We start from the raw sequence: 19,561 nt of genomic DNA on the forward strand, positions 1-19,561 counted from the left end.
GAATCCGGCTCCTTTTTGGCGTATTATTAGCGTACTAAACATGCCTTTGCACCAATAAGCTAGACAAGTAATGCCTTAATGAGATGCATACACTGGAATGGCTATTCATGTTGGGAGGCTAGATGGAATGAGCAACATTCGGATCGGGTTTATTGGAACGGGAGGTATTGCCGGCTGGCATGCCAAGCAGCTGCTGGAGCTCCCGGAGATTCAGATTACCGCGCTATCGGATACAAGCGAAGGCAATCGCATTGCTTTTGCTGAAAGATTTGGTTTGCAGGATGCCCGGCAGTTCTCCGCTTATGAGGATATGCTTGAGCAGGGGGAGCTGGATGCGGTTGTGATTTGCTCGCCGCATACGCTTCATTTCAGACAAGCCTACGATGCGCTGGATAGAGGGCTGCATGTGCTTATCGAGAAGCCGATGACTTGCTCGTCGAAGGAAGCGGAGCAGCTTATTCAGAAGGCGGAAGAGTCGGGGAAAGTGATGCAGGTGTCGTACCAACGGCATTTTCAGCCGGAATTTCTGTACATTCGGGATGCCATTGCAAGCGGTGAGATCGGGAGGCTGACTTCTGTAACCGCTTCACTTAGCCAAGAGTGGTATCAGCTTACGGAAGGCACGTGGAGGCAGGTTCCTTCGCTCTCCGGCGGCGGATTCCTGATGGACTCCGGCAGCCATATTATCGACGTGCTGCTCTGGACGACCGGAATGACTCCGGTTGAAGTAAAATCCCAGCTTCAGAACCATGGAGCGCCGGTTGAGATCGACAGCTTCACTTCCATCCGCTTTGCGGAAGGGGCTCTTGCGGGCCTCAACTTCGCCGGTTATGCGCCAGGCTGGAACGAGACGTTTGCGTTCTGCGGGGACAACGGCGGCATCTACTACGACAACGGTAAAATTACGCTTCGCCGTTTGAACGAGGAGCCATTCGTACCGGAGCTTCCGGAGCAAACCACGAACCAGGACAAAAGCTTCATCGACGCCATCCTTGGCCGCCACGAAGTACTTGTTCCGGGCGAGTTCGCCTTCAAGGTCGTATCTTTAAGCGAAATGATCTATCAGGCAGCGGGTTACGATCCGCTGAAGAGATAACAAGAAAGGGTTGCCCCTACACGGGGGCAACCCTTTTGTTTTTGTGTTTTAAAGGACTGCCAATCTCCTTGCCAACGCCCGCCAACCGGTGCACTTGAGCTAACTTGCCTACTGTAACCTGCCAAAGAGGTCTTACAGCACGCGAACGGATTAGTTCACCTCAAACTCGCCTACCAGGGCGATGTTACTGGAGCTTGGGCCGATTAAGGCGCGGAAGGTCCCGGGCTCGACGGTCCACTGCAGGTCTCGGCCGAGGACGCGGAGGTCGCGCGGGGTCAGCGTGAACGTGACGGCTGCGGTTTCTCCCGCTTGCAGGTGGATCCGCTTGAAATGCCGCAGCTCTTTCTCCGGACGCGCGACGGAGCTGAACACGTCGCTCACATAGAGCTGAACGACCTCGTCGCCGGCGCGGTCTCCTGTATTGGTCACGTCGAACGTTACGGCCATGCTATCCTCTACACCCATCTTCTCCGATTCCAAGCGGAGATTATCATAGCGGAAGGTAGTGTAGCTCAGGCCGTGGCCAAAAGTATAAAGCGGCTCGTTATTGCCGCCGACATAATGCTTTTGCCCGCCGCGGCGCCGGTTATAATAGACCGGAATTTGGCCGATTGTCCGCGGGAAGGAGATTGGCAGACGGCCAGCCGGGTTGTAAACGCCAAACAGCACTTCAGCAATGGCGTTGCCGCCTTGCTCGCCCGGATACCAGGCTTCGATAATAGCCGGAATATGCTCCGATTCCCATTCCAATGTCAGTGGACGTCCATTCTGGAGAACCAGAATAACGGGAGTGCCCGTCTCATATACGGCCTTCAAAAGCTTAAGCTGGTCGCCCGGCAGCTCCAGGCTGTTCCGGTCAATGCCTTCCCCGCAGGTGCGCTCGGAATCGCCAAGCGCGATAATCGCAACATCGGCTTGAGCCGCGACAGCTACCGCATCTTGAATGCCAATCGTGTTATGATTCCACCCGAGCACGATTTCGACGCCGTTGGTATCCTTGCAATATTCTACGCGGATATCGTATTCGCGACCGGCTTCCAGCTCGATCGCCACGCTGCGTTTGGCGCTCTTGTCCTTGCCCCAGCCGTCTGCAACAAGCTCGCCGTCCAGCCAGAAGCGCATGCTGTCCTGACTGATCGTGCCGATATAACCGCTGAAGCTATGCTTCGGAACAAGCTTGCCTGTCCACCGGACGGAGAAGCCCATCGTGTTAATGCTTTGATCCGGCTTCGTAATGACCCAGTTGAAGTTGATGTTCCGATCCAGCTTGCTCAGCACAGGTTCGCCTACCAGCTCCGGATTGTTGAAGTATTCGCCAACGAGTCCCGGATTGCCGCTGCCGTCATAGAGGCAGTCCGCCGGAATGGCTTCCAGCTCATCGGCCAGAATACCCGTACCCTTGGCATACAGCACTTTCGTCTCGGAAGTAACAGCCCGTTTAATGCCCTCGAGCAGAGTAACCGGTTCAAAGCCTTCGATATAAGGCGTGTAGTCGCCAAGCCGGACTTCAGCCGCGCTAGGTCCAATAACCGCAATGCTGCTCAAAGTTTTGCTGAGCGGGAGAGCTTTAGCCTCATTTTTCAGCAAAATAATGCCTTCCCGCGCCGTCTGAAGCGCCGTATGTCCATGCTCGGAACGGCGGATTACCCGCTTGGAAAGCTCTGGATCGGCATAAGGGTTCTCGAACAGGCCTAGCATAAACTTTACCTTGAGCACGCGGGAGACGGCTTGATCCACAACCGCCGAATCCAGCTCTCCGCTCTCTACCATTTCCATAATGGACTGCTGGTAGAGCTCATGCGGATAGTCATAATATTGCATATCCGTACCGGCAACAAGAGCCTGGCGGATCGCTTCCTTCTCCGAATCAGCCGTAAAATGGGCATGCTGCAGGCGGGCGATAGCTCCAAGATCGGAACGGACAAAGCCCGGCATATTCCACTGGCCGCGCAGCACTTCCGTAAGCAGGCTGTAGTCCGCGGAGCAAGGAACGCCGTCGATCGAATTATAGGAGCACATCGCATTAACCGCGCCAGCCTCCACGAAAGCCGCTTCAAAGACCGGAAGGTGGTAGGCATGCATATCGTTAAGGCCGATGGAGGCGGGAGAGTGGTTCAGTCCGGATTCCGGAATACCGTGTACGGCAAAATGCTTGGGCTCCGCAATGATGCTGGTATTCGCAGACAGGTCATCGCCTTGAAGTCCTTTAATCATCGCCACCGCCATGCGGCTCGCCAGATGCGTATCCTCGCCAAACGTCTCTTCCACGCGTCCCCAGCGCGGCTCGCGGGCCAGATCCAGCACCGGTCCAAACGTCTCGTGAATGCCGACGCTGCGCGATTCGGCCGCGATCTGCCGGCCAATCTCTTTCACAATCTCCGGGTTCCAGGTGGAAGCCATGGTGATCGCGTGCGGATATACCGTAAAGCCTGGCCGCAGTAGGCCGTGAAGCGCCTCTTCGCTGAACAGGATCGGAATGCCCAGCCGCGTTTCTTCCACCGCATAACGCTGCAGCTGATTATTCGCTTCGGCCGTGCCGTATAAGTCATGCAGACAGCCAATGCCGTCCTTGCCAACCACTTCTTTTACTTTGTCCCAGTTCACGACCGCATCGTCGGCCATAACGGTAATCATATGCGGATGAGTGGCGCTCATAAACGAAGCGCCGAAATATTGATCCAGCTGACGGACCTTCTCCTTTATCGTCATTCTCCCTAGTAAATCTTCCACGCGTTGCTCAATCGGAGCATCTGCCCTTTTGTACAAAGCCGCATTGGCGTTAACCATTTTCCATTCCTCCCGTTACTTGATCTAGCATGGCTATATCTAATCTAGCGCAAGAACCGGCGCCTAGACATAGCTCAAGCGAAAGAGGCTAAGAATGCGACAGAAAGTTTAAAGATGTCTCATTTAGAGCGCGCCCAAAGCGGACTAGAATGGGGGGAGCACGACAAGAGGAGGGTAATCGAATGGCAAAAATAACGGGAATCAAATGTATTCGCACCCGCAAAAACGGGACCTGGACCATCGTCAAAGTAATGACCGACCAGGATGGGCTGTACGGGCTTGGCTCCGCATCCGATGTCTATAATCCGGAAGCGGTCGTGCAAATAATCGAGCAATTGCTTGCCCCTCTATTAATCGGCAAGGATGCCGCCAATATAGAAGATTTGTGGCAGACGATGTATATGAGCGGGTATTGGAGAAACGGCGCATTGCTGCATACCGCAATCGGCGGCATCGACATGGCGCTGTGGGATATAAAAGGCAAGGAAGCGGGGCTTCCCGTCTACCAGCTGCTTGGCGGAGCCTGCCGCGCTGCGGTTCCTTGTTACGGTCATGCCGGCGGCAAGGATATTGCCGAGCTGAAAGAGGATGTGCACCGGTTTATGGAAGAAGGCTATACCGTCATCCGCGTACAGATGGGCGGCTACGGCGGAGGCGGCTTTATTGACCGGGATAAGGCGAATATTCCGCAGCAGGCATGGGGAAGCGGTCCGGTATTTGACGAGCAGTCATACTTGCATGCGATCCCGCATATGTTCGAACAGCTACGGAATGAATTCGGCATGGGCGTCCAGTTCACCCATGACGTGCATGAGCATTTGACGCCGGTAAACGCGATTCAGCTTGCGAAGCGGGTAGAACCATACAGCTTGTTCTTCCTAGAGGATGCCATCGCGCCGGAGCAGATCGGCTGGTACCGTCACTTGCGGCAGCAATGCGCAACTCCTCAGGCCGTTGGCGAGCTGTTCGTGAACCCGCAGGAGTGGACGCAGCTGATCAAGGAGCAGCTGATCGACTTTATCCGCGTGCGCGTATCCAAGGCGGGAGGCATTAGCGCCTGCCGCAAAATCGCCGCTTTAGCCGAAGCGTTTGGCGTACGTACCGCTTGGCAGGAGGGCGGGGAGAATGATCCCGTCAATCAGGCGGCGGCCGTCCACCTCGATATGGCGATCTGGAACTTTGGCATTCAGGAAGTGAACCATTTCAAGCCGGAAGAGAAGGATGCCTTCGAAGGACATATCAAGCGGAAAGGCGGCTATCTGTATCCGTCGCAAAAACCGGGTCTCGGCATCGAGCTGGATGAGCTGAAGGCGCAGCAGCTGCTCGGAGAAGGCTGGAGCAAATCGGTGTATTTCAATCCTTATCAGCTGGACCGCAAGGCGGACGGCACGCTGGTACGCCCATAATTTCTTCATTAATAGGAGTGTTATCCGTATGAAAACAATTGCAGTAACAGGCGGCAGCGGCAAGCTGGGGTCGGCTCTGATCAAGGAGCTTCAGCAGGAGGGCTATAGCGTGGTTTCCTTGGATACGCAGCGTTCCAACGAGCTGAGGTGCCGCCAGATTAAAGTGGACCTGAACGATTTCGGACAAGTCGTCTCCGCGCTCCATGGGGCCGATGCGGTCATACACTTGGCTGCCATTCCGGCTCCGCTTGGTTACCCTTATCCGTATATTTTTTCTAATAATGTGGTGTCCGGCTACAATATTCTCGAAGCAGCTTCGCTGCTCAACATTCGCAAGGTTGTTGTTGGCTCCAGCGAATCCTCGTATGGTTTTGCTTGGGCGCCCACCCCGTTCTCGCCGGATTATCTTCCGGTGGACGAGGAGCATCCGCAGCAGCCGCAGGAATGCTATGGCCTATCGAAGATCGTAAACGAGCTGACGGCCGCGATGTTCGACCGCCGTAACGGGATGCAGGTGATCTCGCTCCGCTTCTCCATGATTACGAAGCCGGAGGATTACAATCATCTTGCCATTAGCAAGCCGGAGGCGTTCAAAAATATTTTCTGGAGCTACATCGACATCCGGGACGCCGTCAGCGCTTGCATCGCTTCGCTTAAGGTCGAAGACAGAGGCGCAGTCTGCCTCAACATTACAAGCAGCGATACGCTGAGCGACCGGCCAACCGCGGAGTTAATCGAACAGTTCTATCCGGATGTAAAGGATCTGCGAGATCCGTTCCCGGACCGGACGGCATTCGTCAGCAACAAGGAAGCCGAGAGGGTGCTCGGCTGGAAGCCGCGGCATTCCTGGGCGGACAGCGAATAAGCCACAAAGCCAAAAAGCCCTGACCGATCAAGCCGGTCAGGGCTTTTCTCATCCTTTTATGGAGCCAATCATAACTCCCGTAACGAAATGCCGCTGCGCAAACGGATACATAATCCATACCGGCAGGCTGGAGACGATAATAATCGTATACTTGATGCTTTCGGCAAGCAGAATTTTGTCCTCCAGCCCCACATTACCATCCACGGCCGCCGATTGGCTGATCATCAGGATTTCGCGCAAGACGAGCTGCAGCGGATAATGCGACTCGTCGCGCATATAGATAAGCGCGTTAAAGAACGAATTCCAATGGCCAACCGCATAGAACAATACCATGACGGCCAGAATCGGCTTCGACAGCGGCAAAATGATGTTCACCAGCAGCCGCCAGTTCGAGCAGCCGTCGATATGGCCCGCCTCCTGGATCTCCCACGGAATGCTGGATTGGAAGTAAGTTCTCATGACGATCAGGTTGTACGTCGATATGGCGCCCGGAACAACAAGCGCCCAGATCGTATCCACCATCCCGAGATCCTTCACCAGCAGGTAAGTCGGAATAAGCCCGCCGCTGAAAAACATCGTAAGCGTAATAAGCAGCATCAGCATTTTCCGTCCGGGAAGGTCGGGCCTCGACAGCGGATAGGCGGCCAAGGTCGTCATTATGATGTTTATGACCGTTCCGGAAGCAGTGTAAACGATGGTATTCCGGTAACCGATCCAAACCTCGTTATTATGAAAAATATTCGTATAGGCCTCTAGCGTTAAGCCCTTTGGCAGCAACCACACCCCGCCGTCGAGCACCCTAGCCGGATCGCTGACGGAAGCGCTGACGACAAAAAGCAGAGGATACAGCACAAGAAGAATAATAATTGCGGCAAGTGCGTACACAACCGCGTTAAACAGCCGTTCACTCGATACTCCCGAGCGGTTGATCACGGGTTTCCCTCCTTACCATAAGCTTGTCTCGGACAGTTTGCGGGCGAACCGGTTCACGAAGAGCAGGAGCGCCAGATTAATGACCGCGTTAAACAGTCCAATCGCGGCGGTATAGCTGTATTCGCCTTTCAGAATGCCCGTCGTATAGACAAAGGTTGAGATGACATCGCTGGCCTCGATATTCATGCTGTTCTGCATAAGAAGCACCTTCTCGAACCCGATATTCATAAAGTGGCCGATATCCAGAATAAGCAGGATTACGATAACCGGCACGATGCCGGGCAGGGAGATGTGCCAGATCCGCCGCAGCCGGGAAGCCCCGTCCATCTTGGCCGCCTCATACAGCTGAGGATTAATGCCAATGAGGGCCGCGATGTACATAATCGACTGCCAGCCCATGTTCTGCCAGATGTTCGAGCTGATAAAAATCGGCTTGAACCATGCCGCCTCCTCGAGGAACCGGATGGGCGTACCGCCAAACGCCTCGATTAGCCCGTTGACGGGGCCGCTTTTGGGAGAGAGGAACAGCTGCAGCATCCCAACGATTACGACAATGGAAATAAAATGGGGAAGGTACGTAATATTTTGCAGCCATTTGCTAAAGCCCCTGCTCGGAAGCTCTTGAATAATGAGAGCCAGAACGATCGGAATCGGAAAGGCAATCAGCAGCGAAAATAAATTGATGGAGATGGTATTCCACAGCAGCCTCCAGAAATAATACGAATCAAAGAAGCGGGTGAAATGCTCGAACCCGACCCATTTGCTGCCTACGATTCCTTTGGCCGGATTAAAGTCCTTAAACGCGATTTGGAGCCCGTACAACGGACCGTATTGGAACAGAAGATACCAGGCAATAGGAAGTAAGAGCATCAAATATAAATCGTAGCGTCTTGCTATCTTTTTAAACAGCCGGGAGCCGCGCATGGAGCGGCTCCGCGGACTGGTGGTCGGATGATTGGCCTCGGCCGGTCTCATGTGCGACCTCCTTTTCAGCTTATTGTTTCACTTTATCGTAGGCATCCTGGTACAACTTCTGCAGCTCGTCGATCTTCAGCTTCTTAAGCGTAGCTTGGAAGTCATCCCACTTATCGAAGCTAAGCGCGCCGGTAATAAACTTGGTGCTTTGCTCGTCGTAGTATTTATCAAGGTCGTTGCGGAGCACGTCCACTTTCTTCGCGGTCTCCTCGTCGAACATCGGAGCGGCATAACGAACCTCGGGCATGTAAGGATCAAGCTTCTTTTGGGCCTCTTGAACTTGAGGCGGATTAATAAAGGAGGCTACATTCTCGCTGATGAGATGAGGTGCGCCGCCTCCCGCGTAAGGCGTAATTTTGCCTTGGTTTCCGGTATTCAAAAATTGCTCCGTATAGTACGGAATGCCGTCTTTCAGCTCATAATTCTCGCCTTCCCGGCCGAACCGGAGCAGGGTGGAGCCTTCTTCGCTGTAGAAATAATCGATCCAGCGCATGGTTGCTTCCGGATGCTTGTTCACGGATGTAATGGCGAACGAGCCTAAGTCGCGGGGAACCGGAGCGCCTTGGCTTTGCAGGCGGTCGCCATGCGGACCTTCAAGCGGCGCGATACCGGTATACTGGTCTTGAATCGGCAGGAACGAATTATTGGTCTGATCGAAGAAGAAGCCAACGTTGCCCGATCCCTGCTTGGCGATATATTGGGCTTCCGTCTGGGAGAACACTTCCGGGTCGAGCAGCTTCTCGCTGTAGAGCTTGTTCAAATATTGCAGCAGCTCCTTGTTGCGGTCATTGCCCATCCATATTTCCACTTTGTCATCGACCAGATTGATGTTATAACCAAGCTGCGTATCAAGGCCGAACGAACCGCTCATCATCGGAATAATCGGCAGGCCTAGACCAACCCCGGCGCTGGCGCGGGCCGTCAACGGGATTTCATCCTGCTTTCCGTTGCCGTTCGGGTCATTGTCCCGGAAGGCAACCAGCACATTATACAAATCCTCCGTCGTTTGAGGCTCCTGCAAATTCAGTTTTTTCAGCCAGGCTTGATTAATCCATTTCTTGTCCGTTCGTGCAGCTCCTACCGTAACAACCGTAGGCAGGGCATAAATATGGCCTTCCGGCGTTGTAATCGCAGATCCAATCTCCGGATATTGCTCCATCAGCTTTTTGAAATTCGGAGCGTAATCATTGATCAGATTTTCCAGCGGAATTAATTGGCCGGCCGTTCCGTAGCGGATCGCTTCCAGCGAGGTAAGAGAGGAACGGAACAGGGCGTCGGGCAGCTCATTGGATGCGAACAGCAAATTCTTTTTCTCCTGGAAGCCATCCGTAGGCACTTCGGTAAACTCTACATCAATGTTGCTTTGCTTGGCATAGTCCTGGAACACGGGCATGTCCTTGAACGGGCCGTTGACGGGGGCAATACGCGAGAACATTTTCAGCTTGATCGGCTCCTGCACGATCGGAAAGCCGGTTTGGCTGACTTCGCTTGAGGATGCTTCCTTTGAGCTGTTTTTGTTATCCGCGTCATGGCTTGAGCTGCACCCGGCTAGCGTCAAAGAAAGGGCAAGCATCGCGGACGCGGTAATGGTACTCCGTTGTTTAATCATCATTACAGCATTCTTCTTTAAAACATAGTATTCAAAGTCATATAGTTGGTTTTGTGAGCTGAATTTAGCATAAAGTAAGCCGTATGAAATAGAAATAACATTTCGTTGTGATCAATTTGGCATTTTGTTAGATGAGAGCAGCTTGCTGCGATAGTTCGACGGCGACATGCCGGTGTACGTGCAGAAGGCTCTCGAGAAGGTATAAAGGTCCGTATAACCAAGTGAAAGCGAGATATCGGTAATCGATAGAGTCCGGCTTTGCAGCATCTCGACTGCCCGTTCCATCCGCAGCTTGATCAGATATTCGCGGGGACTCATGCCGAAGCTTTGTTTGAATCTGCTGGACAGATGCGAGCGATGCATGCCGGACCACTCCGCCAGGTCCGTTACGCTTATGCCTTCCGCATAATGCGTCTGCATGTATTGCAAGCAGGCTTTCAGCCAATCTTTCTCCTCGCTCGCTTCGGGAATCGGACGCGACAGCATTTCGAACAGCTGGTACAGCATCATCTGCAGCTGCAAATCGCCGTCCTTCCGCCAGTTTTTCATTCGTTCCATGCATGCCTGCAACTGATTGGCAAGCTCAGCCGTGAGCCTGTTGCGCAAATACGGCTTTTGTTCGGACACTCCGATCCTTCGGACGAGCATCTCCGCTTGGGAGCCGGTAAAGGCTAACCAATGCAGCTTCAGCGGAGACGCGGAGTCATATTGCGTAATCCAGTAGCTGTGCTTCACATCGGGGAACAGGCAGAACATGCTGCCCTTCGGCAAGGTGATGGTCTCGCCCATACTGGACAGCGTAACCGAGCCGCTAAGCACAAAATGAAAGGAGAAGCATTCAATCACCCTTGGTCCAACGCTGTAATTCGCCTTGGCGATATTGTGGCCCGTGCGAAGCGGCCAAAGCCCTCCAAGCTTCTCAAATTCGTTAGGCGTGTAATAAATGATGTCTGCAAATTCATGGCCGTAATCTTTCAACGGAATTCACCCCATAAAAAAAGACATAGCAGTGCCAAGGGGCACATGCTATGTCTCTAGTAGTCTAGTCGACGATCTGTCCATTGTAGCATAGATCGTCATTTCCGTTCAGGGCTAGGCGTAAATCCGGTAGCTGCCGCTTAATGCCAGCAGGCTGAAGAAATAGAGGCAGTTATCGTAATAACGGCGCTCGCCCTTGCGGAGAGGGGTGTTCCAGAACAGCTGAACAAAGTAACCGGCATCCTGGCCATCCGCTGCAAGCGAAGCCATGGCATTGGTGGCGAGCAATCCGATAGGATGCAGCGCAGGCTCGTCGAATGGTTTGCCGTCAATCGTATAGCGGCGGTAAGCCGCAACGTCGACCGGGCGGAAAAACCGCTGGATCCGGTTCGACTGTCCGACCTGCCACGGGTCCTGGCGGAACCATGCCCAGTCTAGACCGATATTGGCCGCTACCCGGTAAGCATCGCTGTAGAAATGACGGAAGTCGCCATGCCGCTGCACCTCAGCCGGCGTTCCGTCGTAGTTGGCGTACTCCGGCGACAATCCTGTCTCAGGATGGCAGGCCGCATGCAGGTAAGTCCGGCTTGCGGAAGCCGCTTCCCGCCAGAACGGCCTGTCTTCTTCATCGGCCCATAGGGCAAATAATTCGTAGAAATGGGGGAGATGGTAGGATGGATCGCTAAATGGCGACTCCGGTACAAACTTGATCAACTTGTTTGCCGGTTCCCACATCGGACTGCCGCCATTGCCGTCTTCGCCCTGGTGGATGCAGGCCCGCAATATCCGTCTTGCCTGCTCCGCGTAATTATACGGCTCCGGACCGTCGCCCCAGCGGTGTGCGGCAAAGAATAGCGCCATGGCGAAAAACTCCTCGCCATCCGGCGCAGGACCTTGAGACAGACGGGTACCGTCCGTCTTGCAATGCCATGCGAAATAATCCTTGTAACGCCCTTCCGTATGCTGCATATAAGTGACGGAGAAGTTCCACAGCCGGTCGAAAATATCCTTGTCGTTCATCTGAACGGCCATCATCATGCCGTAAGACATGCCCTCGGACCTTACATCCACATTGCCGGTATCGAGGAAGTAGCCCTTGTCTTCTCCCATCGGGTAATAAATCCGGATATCCGGATCGCCATGCAGCAGATCATTCCAAGCCTGCTCCAGCCTTGCCTGTATCGCTGTCTCGGAATAGCCGAGTTCCTTGAACAAATTCCGGTATTCACCGGTATAATAAGCCCCTTTTTCCAAAGCTGTCATAGTAGTAAAAACCTCCATTTCGTGGTGTACAGCCCCATCTTAGCACAGGAGGAACCATACAAATTAAAGCGTTTTCAGTAAAAAGCTTAGATTAACGCTGTGAGAAGAAAATAAGCTGATGACGGGCACGTTCTAGTGCATCTAGAATATCTGCAGGATAAGTGGGAAGCTTTTACGACACCGGGCCCATAGAGTTATACGTCGTAAATATGCCTAGACCAATTTCAATCTGAAGTCTACTTCGGCAGTTGATCGGAGGATCAGCTGTCTTTTTTACGGAAGTAGCAGGATAGCACCATGACTTGGCGAATTGTTAAAAAAGGTAAATTAAGGGAGTTATCTGGCGTTATCAAAAATTTATATGAAAGGGAGATGAGGAAATGAATGCAAAAGTAAAACAGATTGAATGTGTTTATATCCCCATAACAAACCCGTTCGAGTCTGCAGAATGGTACCAGCGGAACTTAGGCCTTTTACTAAGAAATCCAGTGACTGAAGATCAAGTGCAATTAAAAGTAGGAGAGAACCAAGCTATATTTTTGATTAAGACAAAGGAGAAAACTACACTTAACTATATTGAAGCAGGCGGGACAGAAATGTCGGCCATTACACTTGAAGTTACAAACATAGAAGAGATTTATAACAATATGAAAATAAATGGTGCGAGAATTGAAGGTGTTAATGAAACAGAAGGTTGCGGGGATTTCTTTGATGTGTTTGATCCTGACGGTAATAAAATATCCATTTGGGGCGGATGGAAATATTAATGGTTGCTTCTCATTCGGATGGGGAATTTCGGTGAGAAACTTAAGTTCAATAAAACAGCGGCAGTCTAGGACGTCATTTCCTTGTCCTTGGCTGTCGCTGTTTTCAATTCTAGGCTTCACGGCGGCGCGGCTCTATTCCAGATTCGCGTGATTTCCGTACATGGCCGTACCTTGCAGCTCCTGCTGCTGCATCAGATTCAAGACGATTGTATCCAGCAGAAGCAGAAGGCTTTGCTCGAACAAGGTGCCCATCGGCTGGCTTGAGGCTCCGGAGATGCTGTCCTTGGTCACAGCCGGGATCGTTACCCGGGAGGAAGCTGCAGCGCCTAAAGTTGATTCGGGAACAATGGTCACCACGCCAACGGCTGCGCCGATGCTTTGGGCTTTGGCGGCCATGGTTGCCAGCGTTTTGGTCTCGCCGGAGCCCGAGCCGATCAGCAGCAAATCCCCTTCCGCAATGCCCGGCGTAACGGTCTCGCCTACGACGTAAGCGCGGAAGCCCATATGCATCAGGCGCATGGCAAATGCACGCATCATCAGTCCGGAACGTCCGGCTCCGGCAACGAAAATCTTGTCCGCTTCCGTTATCCGGTGCGTTAAAGCATCGATCTCGCCAGGCTTAACGGCCTCAAGCGTGCGTTCCAGCTCTTGAAGAATGGAGGAGGCTGCGCTCAGCGTACTCATTGGCTATTACCCTTTGATCAGCTGCTGCATTTGAGCGGCAACCGCCTGCTTGTCCTCGGCGCCGGTAATGCCGCCGCCTACGATAACCAGATCCGGCTGGGCGCTGATTACTTCGGGCAGGGTTTGAAGCTTGATGCCGCCTGCGATCGCTGTTTTTGCCTGCTTCACGACGCGTTTAATTGTAGCCAGATCCTCGAACGAGTTTTTGCCGTCTGCCTGATGATCGTAACCGGAATGAACGCAGATATAATCAACGCCAAGGTTATCGATTTCCGCTGCGCGCGCGGCAATGTCTTTTACGTTGATCATGTCGACCATAATCTTTTTGTTCTGTTTGCGGGCTTCATCAACCGCGCCTTTAATCGTGGAATCGTCGGATACGCCAAGAACGGTGATGATGTCGGCGCCAGCTTCGGAAGCCTTCATGACTTCGTAACCGCCGGCATCCATAATTTTCAGATCGGCCAGTACTTTAAGCGACGGGAATTCGTCTTTAATTTCTTTAACGGCGCGGAGCCCTTCGTTAATGACAACGGGGGTGCCAATCTCAACGATATCGATATAAGGGGCAACCTCTTTTACGACTTCCTTTGCCTCCGGGATGTTTACCAAGTCAAGTGCCAATTGCAATTCCATAGGTTGAATCTCTCCTTTAATTAGGGGTGTTGAAACCGATGAGTTCATATTAGGGGGATACCGAATGTAATGGAAGTACGCACTTTCAAGTAAGTCCGTATCCTGCAGGAAACTATGAAGCGCAAAAAAGCAGACTCCATGCGGAGTCTGCCGTTTTTATTGCGAAATATGCGGGTTTAAATTTCTGCAACTTGAAGGGGGACCGGCTTCGAATCCGAGGTTCTGCCCAGTACCTCTTCGCCATAATGCTTGCCCCAGTTGTACATCAGCTTCAGGATCGGCACGAGGCTTTCTCCATGCGGGGTCAGCTTATATTCGACCTTCGGCGGAACAACCGGATAGACGGTCCGTTCGACAAGCTGATCCTCCTCCAGCTCGCGAAGCTGGTTTGTCAGAATCTTTTGCGTGATATGGGGAATGAGCTTTTGCAGCTCGCTGAACCGTTTTGTGCCGTCAATGCCCAGATGCCAGAGGATGATAAGCTTCCATTTGCCTCCGATTAACGCAAGGGTTAGTTCTTTTTCACAGTTGATTTGATCAATCTCAATTCGGGAACGAATATCTTTCGCCAATGTTAAGCACCTCCACATAGCTAACCGTGTCACAATAGATTACAAGATTATCGGGCTCATGTCTATCTGGTTAACGAACTATATTATGTATTTCATTTCAACGATTGTTACCGTACTTACGCTGCTGTTATTGTTAACCGGACCGATCATTACGACTTATTTTCTTGTGTATGTCAATCTTGCCATCATGACGCTTTACGGCAATTCCATGGCGATTGGCTATTCCGGATTAATGGGCGTCCTTCTGACGGTTTATTGCTATGTAAGTCCCGACAAGACCGAGATTTTCGGCAATAACGCTCCAACCACGATGTTTATGTATTTCTTTATGGTAGCGGTTCCGCTATACGTATCGACCAAATTCAGCGAGCGGCTGCAGCATAATATTATTAAGCAAGGCGAGCAGGCGATGCTGGAAAACAAACGGTCGCTTGAGCTTGTCGGACAGGTCGTTCGTTCAGTATGAACTTGAAAGCCAATATGACAACGGCCGGTTCGATTTCCAAGGAAGTAACCTCGGCGCAGAGCAGGTGCTTGAAGGGCAGCAGTCCGTTGCAGGAAGTACGGCGGCAGCCCGCAAGGTAGCGGATGTGATGCGGGCGTTGGCATCTGACGCCAATAAGCTGGAGAGTCACTCGGGAGAGGTCGACTATTCGGCGGAGCAGCTGCAGGAGCAATATGCGAGGATTACCGGGCAGATCGTATCGATTGCCGGCTCCACGGAGCAGAATATGGCGGCAATCCAGGAAATGTCGGCCAGCATGACGACGCAGGACAGCCGGATTGTTGAGATTGTCGAGAGCTTCCTGCAGTTGGATAAGCTAACTTCCGATCTGAACGAGATGACCGAGAGCAGATCAGAGAAATAGAAATGAAAGGCCAATGAAGCCTAGTTTCATTGGCCTTTTTGCATGGCGCGCCTTACGGCTGAACAAACCTTTTGAGCGGTTTGAATAGAAATTCATCCAGTGTAGGAGTACCCGGCGTATCGGGAACATCGACAAACATGAAGATGCAGATAACCGCCAGGAGGGAGAAGAACACGGCTTTTTCCTTGACGCCCCATTTTTTTAACTTCGGCCATTCCAGCCATAGGATCAGGGAAATGCTAAAGGCGATAAATACAATAAACTGCAGCCTCATTTTTATTGCACCTCTTCGTATGGCATTCCGCCGGGCGTATTAATTAATCCCGGTTTCTTAATATCGGTTTCTACCTCGATTGTCACCTTTATTTTAGCGAACTGCTCATCCCACTGCTCCTTTACCCGCTCCCACTCTTTCGGATATTTCTTGTGGTAAACCGTGGCGAAGTGGATGGTATCCGCTTTTAGTTGCTGCAGATAAACGACGGCAGCCTCGATCCGACGATGGATATCGTTACGGAACGCCAGATTCATCTCCTTCAAATCTTCCGGCTTCATGGGATTCATCCTTGAATTGTTCTGAACAATGCTTCCCTCGGATTGAACTTTAATGGTCATCGACCAGTTATTCCCTTCAATATGAGGAGTCAAGCGCACCTTCGTTTTCACAGGATGCAGGGAAACCTGCTTCCCTCCGACATCAAACGTAATGCTGTAATCCTCGGCAACGTTATCAATCAGAAGAGCCCCCCGCAGCAGTTTTTCTGTAAGCTCGCCCGACAGCTTGCCCTTCTTCAGAATGGCTGCGCCTTTCATATAAGGGATTGTCTGAACGGGTTTGTCGGCCAGCTTGGATGGCGGCAGGATATAGACCATCGGAAGGGCATTGGACTCCGAATCCCCTTTTAGATCCATGCTCATTTGCTCCATAGTAACAAGCAGGCCGGTGCGCAAATTGGAGATTTCGCGTAATGCCTCTGACGAAGTGCGTTCAATCGGCGGAATGAGGTTGAGAGCTTCGCTTGCCTTTCCTTTGCTGACCATCATATAAGCCCGTTCCCGGGGCTGAGGATGCCGGACGAGATAATCAAATTCCTCGCGGATACCGATTCTCGCGATTTCCTCGCCGAATATAAATATTTTGCATTGTCCCCAGAACAGCCTTCTTGGCATTTTGCGTTGAAGCTTGGACAAGGCGTCTTCTATATTGCTTCCTTCAGCGGAACGTGTAATAGCCCGGGGGCCGCCGCCGCCGATTGCAGCTGTTTGCTGACCGCTCCCCTGATTCTGGGGAATAATGACCTGCACGGTAACCAGCATTTTATTATCAGTTCCCTTGTCAAAGGCGGTTGCCGAGATCAGCGCAAGATCGTTCAGCTCGGTTCGGTCCCAACATCCGGTAAGCAATAGCACGGAAGCGCTGAACATCATAACGAGCAGTAACCTTCTCATGAGACAAGCTTGCTCCATTGTTTTCTGCACAAAGCAATAATAAACAGCAGGAAAGGGACCACAAGCATAAAGGTGGACAAGTGAAACGAGCCTACCGTGGCGAGAAATCCGGCCATTTTGAAGAAGCTAGGGATATCCCAGAAGCAGTGAATAACAATCAGAATGCCGATGGGGAATACATAGGGCTTATAATCCTTCAGGTTAAAGCAGGAGGTGAAGGACAAGACGGCAGCGTAATAAACAGCCGCGATTTTTATGAAATTGCCAACCACCCACATGGCTAAAAGCAAAGCCTCCAGATTCTCGAAAAAATCAGCGCGGGAAATATAACGGAAAGCCGTTAATACCGGATATACCTTATTGGCTGTATCGGGACCAAGCACGAACAATGCAACAAGGCAAACATACGTTAAACTGGCAGAGACAGCCAAGAGTGAAAGAAAGCTGTATTTAACCGTTTTGTTCTGATCGATCACGCTGGGCAAGAAGTAGGCGATAATCAAAAATTCGGAATACCACGAAACCGGGGCTAGCGAGCCTTTAATCACCGGAATAAATCCATGGCTCATAAACGGCAGAATATTGCTGACCTTGAAATCCGGCAGCAGCAACAGCAAGAAAAATAACGGCAAAATAAAAAGCGGAGTTAACAGTAACGTGCTTCTGACGATTAGTTCAACCCCGCCTCGTACAGCAAACGCAGCAAGCAGTACCATTAAGATCACCAGGCAGAACATAGGCGTTTTGAATAAGAAATTGCCTGTTACAAATTCGGCATATTCCCTGGAGACAATGCCGCAGGTAAATACGAAAAATTGGAAATAGATAATCCCCAGAATTTTTCCGGGCACTTTGCCGATAATGCGCTCACTGTATTGAATCAGATTTTTATTCGGGTACAGTTGATGCAGTTTAATCGAGATGGCAAGCACGCTTCCGCCTGCTAATATGGCAAGGACAGGTGCAAGCCAGAAGTCGTTCATGGCGTAATGGGCAGAAATAGCGGGGATGGTTATAAAACCCGTTGCCAATATAACCGAGTACATTAGAAGAGAGACTTGAAAAGAAGTGATTTTTCCGTTATCCATCTCGAATCCCATTCCCTTCATTCGTCATTTGAGCCCTGTGAGGGCTTCGGCATTTGGCCCTGCGCTTGCCGGTATTTATTCGTCTCAGTGACCAGATCTGGCCTTGCGTCCATCATCCAAATTGGCGAACGGATGAAAATATCCTTTAGATCGCTCTTCACCACGGAGGATAAATAAGGAACGTGAAATGATTTCAGACTGCATAAATGCAAGACAAGCGCGATAAGACCCGACATGATACCGAGAAGGCCCAGCGAGCCCGCTAACAGAATAAAAGGAAACCGCAGCAGCCGTATGGGCAGTCCGGTGATGTAACGCGGAATCATAAAGGATGAAATGCCCGTAATCGCAACAATGATAACCATTGGCGCGGATACGAGACCGGCTTGAACGGCCGCCTGCCCGATAACAAGCGCCCCGACGATACTGACAGCCGCACCTATTTGCTTAGGCAATCTTACCCCGGCTTCGCGCAAGGCTTCGAACGTGATCTCCATCAGCAACGCTTCAACGAGCGCGGGAAAGGGCACGGCTTCGCGCGAGGTTGCCATACTGATTAACAACGAACCAGGCACCATTTCCTGATGGAAAATGAGCAGGGCGACGTAAAAAGAAGGCAGCAGCAGGGAGATCGCAGCGAAAAAATAACGCAGCCACCTGATGGCCGTGCTGAACAGAAACCGCTGGTAATAATCCTCGGCGGACTGCATGAGCGAAAAGAAAGTGATCGGCGCGATTAAGGCGAAAGGCGTTCCTTCCGTCAGTATCGCAACCCGGCCTTCAAGCAGGTTGGCGCTGACAACGTCCGGTCTCTCTGTGCTTAAGATTTGCGGGAATGGCGAGAGCGGGCTGTCTTCGATTAATTCTTCGATATAACCGCTTTCGAGAATCCCGTCGATCCGTATGCGTCCGAGGCGCTCCTTGACTTCGATTATCAGCTCGGCTGCTGCCAAACCTTCGATATAGGTAACGATAATGTTGGTTTGCGTATATTCGCCGATGCAAAGGGAGTCCATTTTGAGCAAGGGACTTTTGATGATCCGGCGAATAAGGGATGTATTGACGCGTAATGTCTCCGTAAAGCCTTCCCGGGGTCCTCTTATGACGGATTCCGCTGTGGGCTCTTCAATCGACCGGGTTTGCCAGTTGCTGAGGCCAAAGGTAATAGCTTGAGCTTCATCATTGATCAGCAGCAGAGGCTCTCCGATGGACAAATGTTTTATAGCCTCGTCGAAAGTAACGACAAGCTTGGATGAAGCCGAGGTGATCAGATGCTGGGCCAAGTAGCCGATTGAAATCGTCTCTCCGTTAAATCCCATAAGCGGCTCAACGATCGTCTGCTCGATTCGGGAGGCATTGGCTAATCCGTCGATGTAATAAATAACAACCTGGTTGCTGTCCCCGACCGGGAAGGATCGAATAATGAAATCGGAGCACTTCGAATAAACCTCTTCAAGCTGTTGTTTGTTCTGCTCCAAGCTTGAGAAGAGCGGATGTTGAGGCGCCTCCTCCTGCTGATTGCTATTCTTATTGGTTGGTGCTGGTTTTGAATGAATCATTCGTAAAAGTCTAGATTTTCTCATA

19 protein-coding genes are annotated in these 19,561 nt (G+C 51.7%); 6 read left to right on the forward strand and 13 right to left on the reverse strand.

Going from position 1 to position 19,561, the window contains the following annotated elements:
* Positions 1-127 precede the first annotated feature (127 nt).
* The gene (locus ACR9FF_RS06155; RefSeq protein ID WP_435169716.1) at positions 128-1,096 is read left to right on the forward strand and encodes a Gfo/Idh/MocA family protein; all 969 of its coding nucleotides are present in this window, start codon (positions 128-130) and stop codon (positions 1,094-1,096) included.
* Positions 1,097-1,246: 150 nt separating this feature from the next.
* On the opposite strand, the gene ACR9FF_RS06160 is transcribed toward ACR9FF_RS06155, so the two are convergent.
* Positions 1,247-3,883: a glycoside hydrolase family 3 N-terminal domain-containing protein gene (locus tag ACR9FF_RS06160; RefSeq protein WP_435169718.1), complete on the reverse strand. Its 2,637-nt coding sequence runs from the start codon at positions 3,881-3,883 to the stop codon at positions 1,247-1,249.
* A 182-nt stretch (positions 3,884-4,065) separates the two neighbouring features.
* Between ACR9FF_RS06160 and ACR9FF_RS06165 the strand changes: the two genes are divergently transcribed.
* Entirely contained in the window at positions 4,066-5,289 is a 1,224-nt protein-coding gene (locus ACR9FF_RS06165; protein WP_435169720.1) for an enolase C-terminal domain-like protein, read from the forward strand.
* A 28-nt stretch (positions 5,290-5,317) separates the two neighbouring features.
* On the forward strand, positions 5,318-6,154 hold the full coding sequence (locus ACR9FF_RS06170) for an NAD-dependent epimerase/dehydratase family protein (RefSeq protein ID WP_435169722.1): 837 nt from the start codon (positions 5,318-5,320) through the stop codon (positions 6,152-6,154).
* Positions 6,155-6,202: 48 nt separating this feature from the next.
* On the opposite strand, the gene ACR9FF_RS06175 is transcribed toward ACR9FF_RS06170, so the two are convergent.
* From ACR9FF_RS06175 to ACR9FF_RS06195, 5 genes are all read right to left on the reverse strand, one after another.
* A complete protein-coding gene (locus ACR9FF_RS06175; protein ID WP_435169724.1) occupies positions 6,203-7,087 on the reverse strand; it encodes a carbohydrate ABC transporter permease in 885 nt (294 codons plus the stop codon).
* A gap of 12 nt (positions 7,088-7,099) precedes the next feature.
* Positions 7,100-8,062 (reverse strand): ABC transporter permease, encoded by a 963-nt coding sequence (locus tag ACR9FF_RS06180; protein ID WP_435169726.1) that lies wholly within the window; start codon positions 8,060-8,062, stop codon positions 7,100-7,102.
* 19 nt (positions 8,063-8,081) lie between these two features.
* A complete protein-coding gene (locus ACR9FF_RS06185) occupies positions 8,082-9,671 on the reverse strand; it encodes an extracellular solute-binding protein (protein ID WP_435172045.1) in 1,590 nt (529 codons plus the stop codon).
* A gap of 111 nt (positions 9,672-9,782) precedes the next feature.
* Positions 9,783-10,649: an AraC family transcriptional regulator gene (locus tag ACR9FF_RS06190; RefSeq protein ID WP_435169728.1), complete on the reverse strand. Its 867-nt coding sequence runs from the start codon at positions 10,647-10,649 to the stop codon at positions 9,783-9,785.
* 114 nt (positions 10,650-10,763) lie between these two features.
* Entirely contained in the window at positions 10,764-11,912 is a 1,149-nt protein-coding gene (locus ACR9FF_RS06195) for a glycosyl hydrolase family 8 (protein ID WP_435169730.1), read from the reverse strand.
* 380 nt (positions 11,913-12,292) lie between these two features.
* On the opposite strand from ACR9FF_RS06195, the gene ACR9FF_RS06200 reads away from it, so the two are divergent.
* A complete protein-coding gene (locus ACR9FF_RS06200) occupies positions 12,293-12,679 on the forward strand; it encodes a VOC family protein (protein ID WP_435169732.1) in 387 nt (128 codons plus the stop codon).
* A 132-nt stretch (positions 12,680-12,811) separates the two neighbouring features.
* On the opposite strand, the gene hxlB is transcribed toward ACR9FF_RS06200, so the two are convergent.
* The 3 genes from hxlB to ACR9FF_RS06215 form a co-directional block, all read right to left on the reverse strand.
* A complete protein-coding gene (gene hxlB / locus ACR9FF_RS06205) occupies positions 12,812-13,363 on the reverse strand; it encodes a 6-phospho-3-hexuloisomerase (RefSeq protein WP_435169734.1) in 552 nt (183 codons plus the stop codon).
* A 6-nt stretch (positions 13,364-13,369) separates the two neighbouring features.
* The gene (gene hxlA / locus ACR9FF_RS06210) at positions 13,370-13,999 is read right to left on the reverse strand and encodes a 3-hexulose-6-phosphate synthase (protein WP_127490935.1); all 630 of its coding nucleotides are present in this window, start codon (positions 13,997-13,999) and stop codon (positions 13,370-13,372) included.
* A 176-nt stretch (positions 14,000-14,175) separates the two neighbouring features.
* A complete protein-coding gene (locus ACR9FF_RS06215) occupies positions 14,176-14,571 on the reverse strand; it encodes a winged helix-turn-helix transcriptional regulator (RefSeq protein WP_435169737.1) in 396 nt (131 codons plus the stop codon).
* Positions 14,572-14,629: 58 nt separating this feature from the next.
* Here ACR9FF_RS06215 and ACR9FF_RS06220 point away from each other — a divergent pair, with 58 nt between their 5' ends.
* Both ACR9FF_RS06220 and ACR9FF_RS06225 read left to right on the forward strand, forming a co-directional pair.
* Positions 14,630-15,037 carry a hypothetical protein gene (locus ACR9FF_RS06220; protein ID WP_435169739.1) on the forward strand — a complete coding sequence of 136 codons (408 nt, stop codon included), beginning with the start codon at positions 14,630-14,632 and terminating at the stop codon, positions 15,035-15,037.
* Positions 15,009-15,440, forward strand: coding sequence for a hypothetical protein (locus ACR9FF_RS06225; RefSeq protein ID WP_435169741.1), 432 nt, complete (start codon positions 15,009-15,011; stop codon positions 15,438-15,440). Before ACR9FF_RS06220 ends, ACR9FF_RS06225 begins: the two co-directional genes overlap by 29 nt.
* A gap of 52 nt (positions 15,441-15,492) precedes the next feature.
* Here ACR9FF_RS06225 and ACR9FF_RS06230 read toward each other — a convergent pair whose 3' ends face one another.
* Genes ACR9FF_RS06230 through ACR9FF_RS06245 form a run of 4 tightly spaced genes read right to left on the reverse strand, consistent with a single transcriptional unit; the run spans position 15,493 to position 19,536 of the window.
* A complete protein-coding gene (locus ACR9FF_RS06230; RefSeq protein ID WP_127490929.1) occupies positions 15,493-15,714 on the reverse strand; it encodes a hypothetical protein in 222 nt (73 codons plus the stop codon).
* Between the two features lie 2 nt (positions 15,715-15,716).
* Positions 15,717-16,889, reverse strand: a complete 1,173-nt coding sequence (locus tag ACR9FF_RS06235) for a Ger(x)C family spore germination protein (RefSeq protein WP_435169743.1) — start codon at positions 16,887-16,889, stop codon at positions 15,717-15,719.
* Positions 16,886-17,998 (reverse strand): GerAB/ArcD/ProY family transporter, encoded by a 1,113-nt coding sequence (locus tag ACR9FF_RS06240; protein ID WP_435169745.1) that lies wholly within the window; start codon positions 17,996-17,998, stop codon positions 16,886-16,888. The genes ACR9FF_RS06235 and ACR9FF_RS06240 overlap by 4 nt, the downstream gene beginning before the upstream one ends.
* A complete protein-coding gene (locus ACR9FF_RS06245; RefSeq protein ID WP_435169747.1) occupies positions 17,995-19,536 on the reverse strand; it encodes a spore germination protein in 1,542 nt (513 codons plus the stop codon). The genes ACR9FF_RS06240 and ACR9FF_RS06245 overlap by 4 nt, the downstream gene beginning before the upstream one ends.
* Positions 19,537-19,561 lie beyond the last annotated feature (25 nt).

The sequence above is a fragment of the Paenibacillus glycanilyticus genome (assembly GCF_051200795.1).
GTDB classification, from domain to species: Bacteria; Bacillota; Bacilli; order Paenibacillales; family Paenibacillaceae; genus Pristimantibacillus; species Pristimantibacillus glycanilyticus.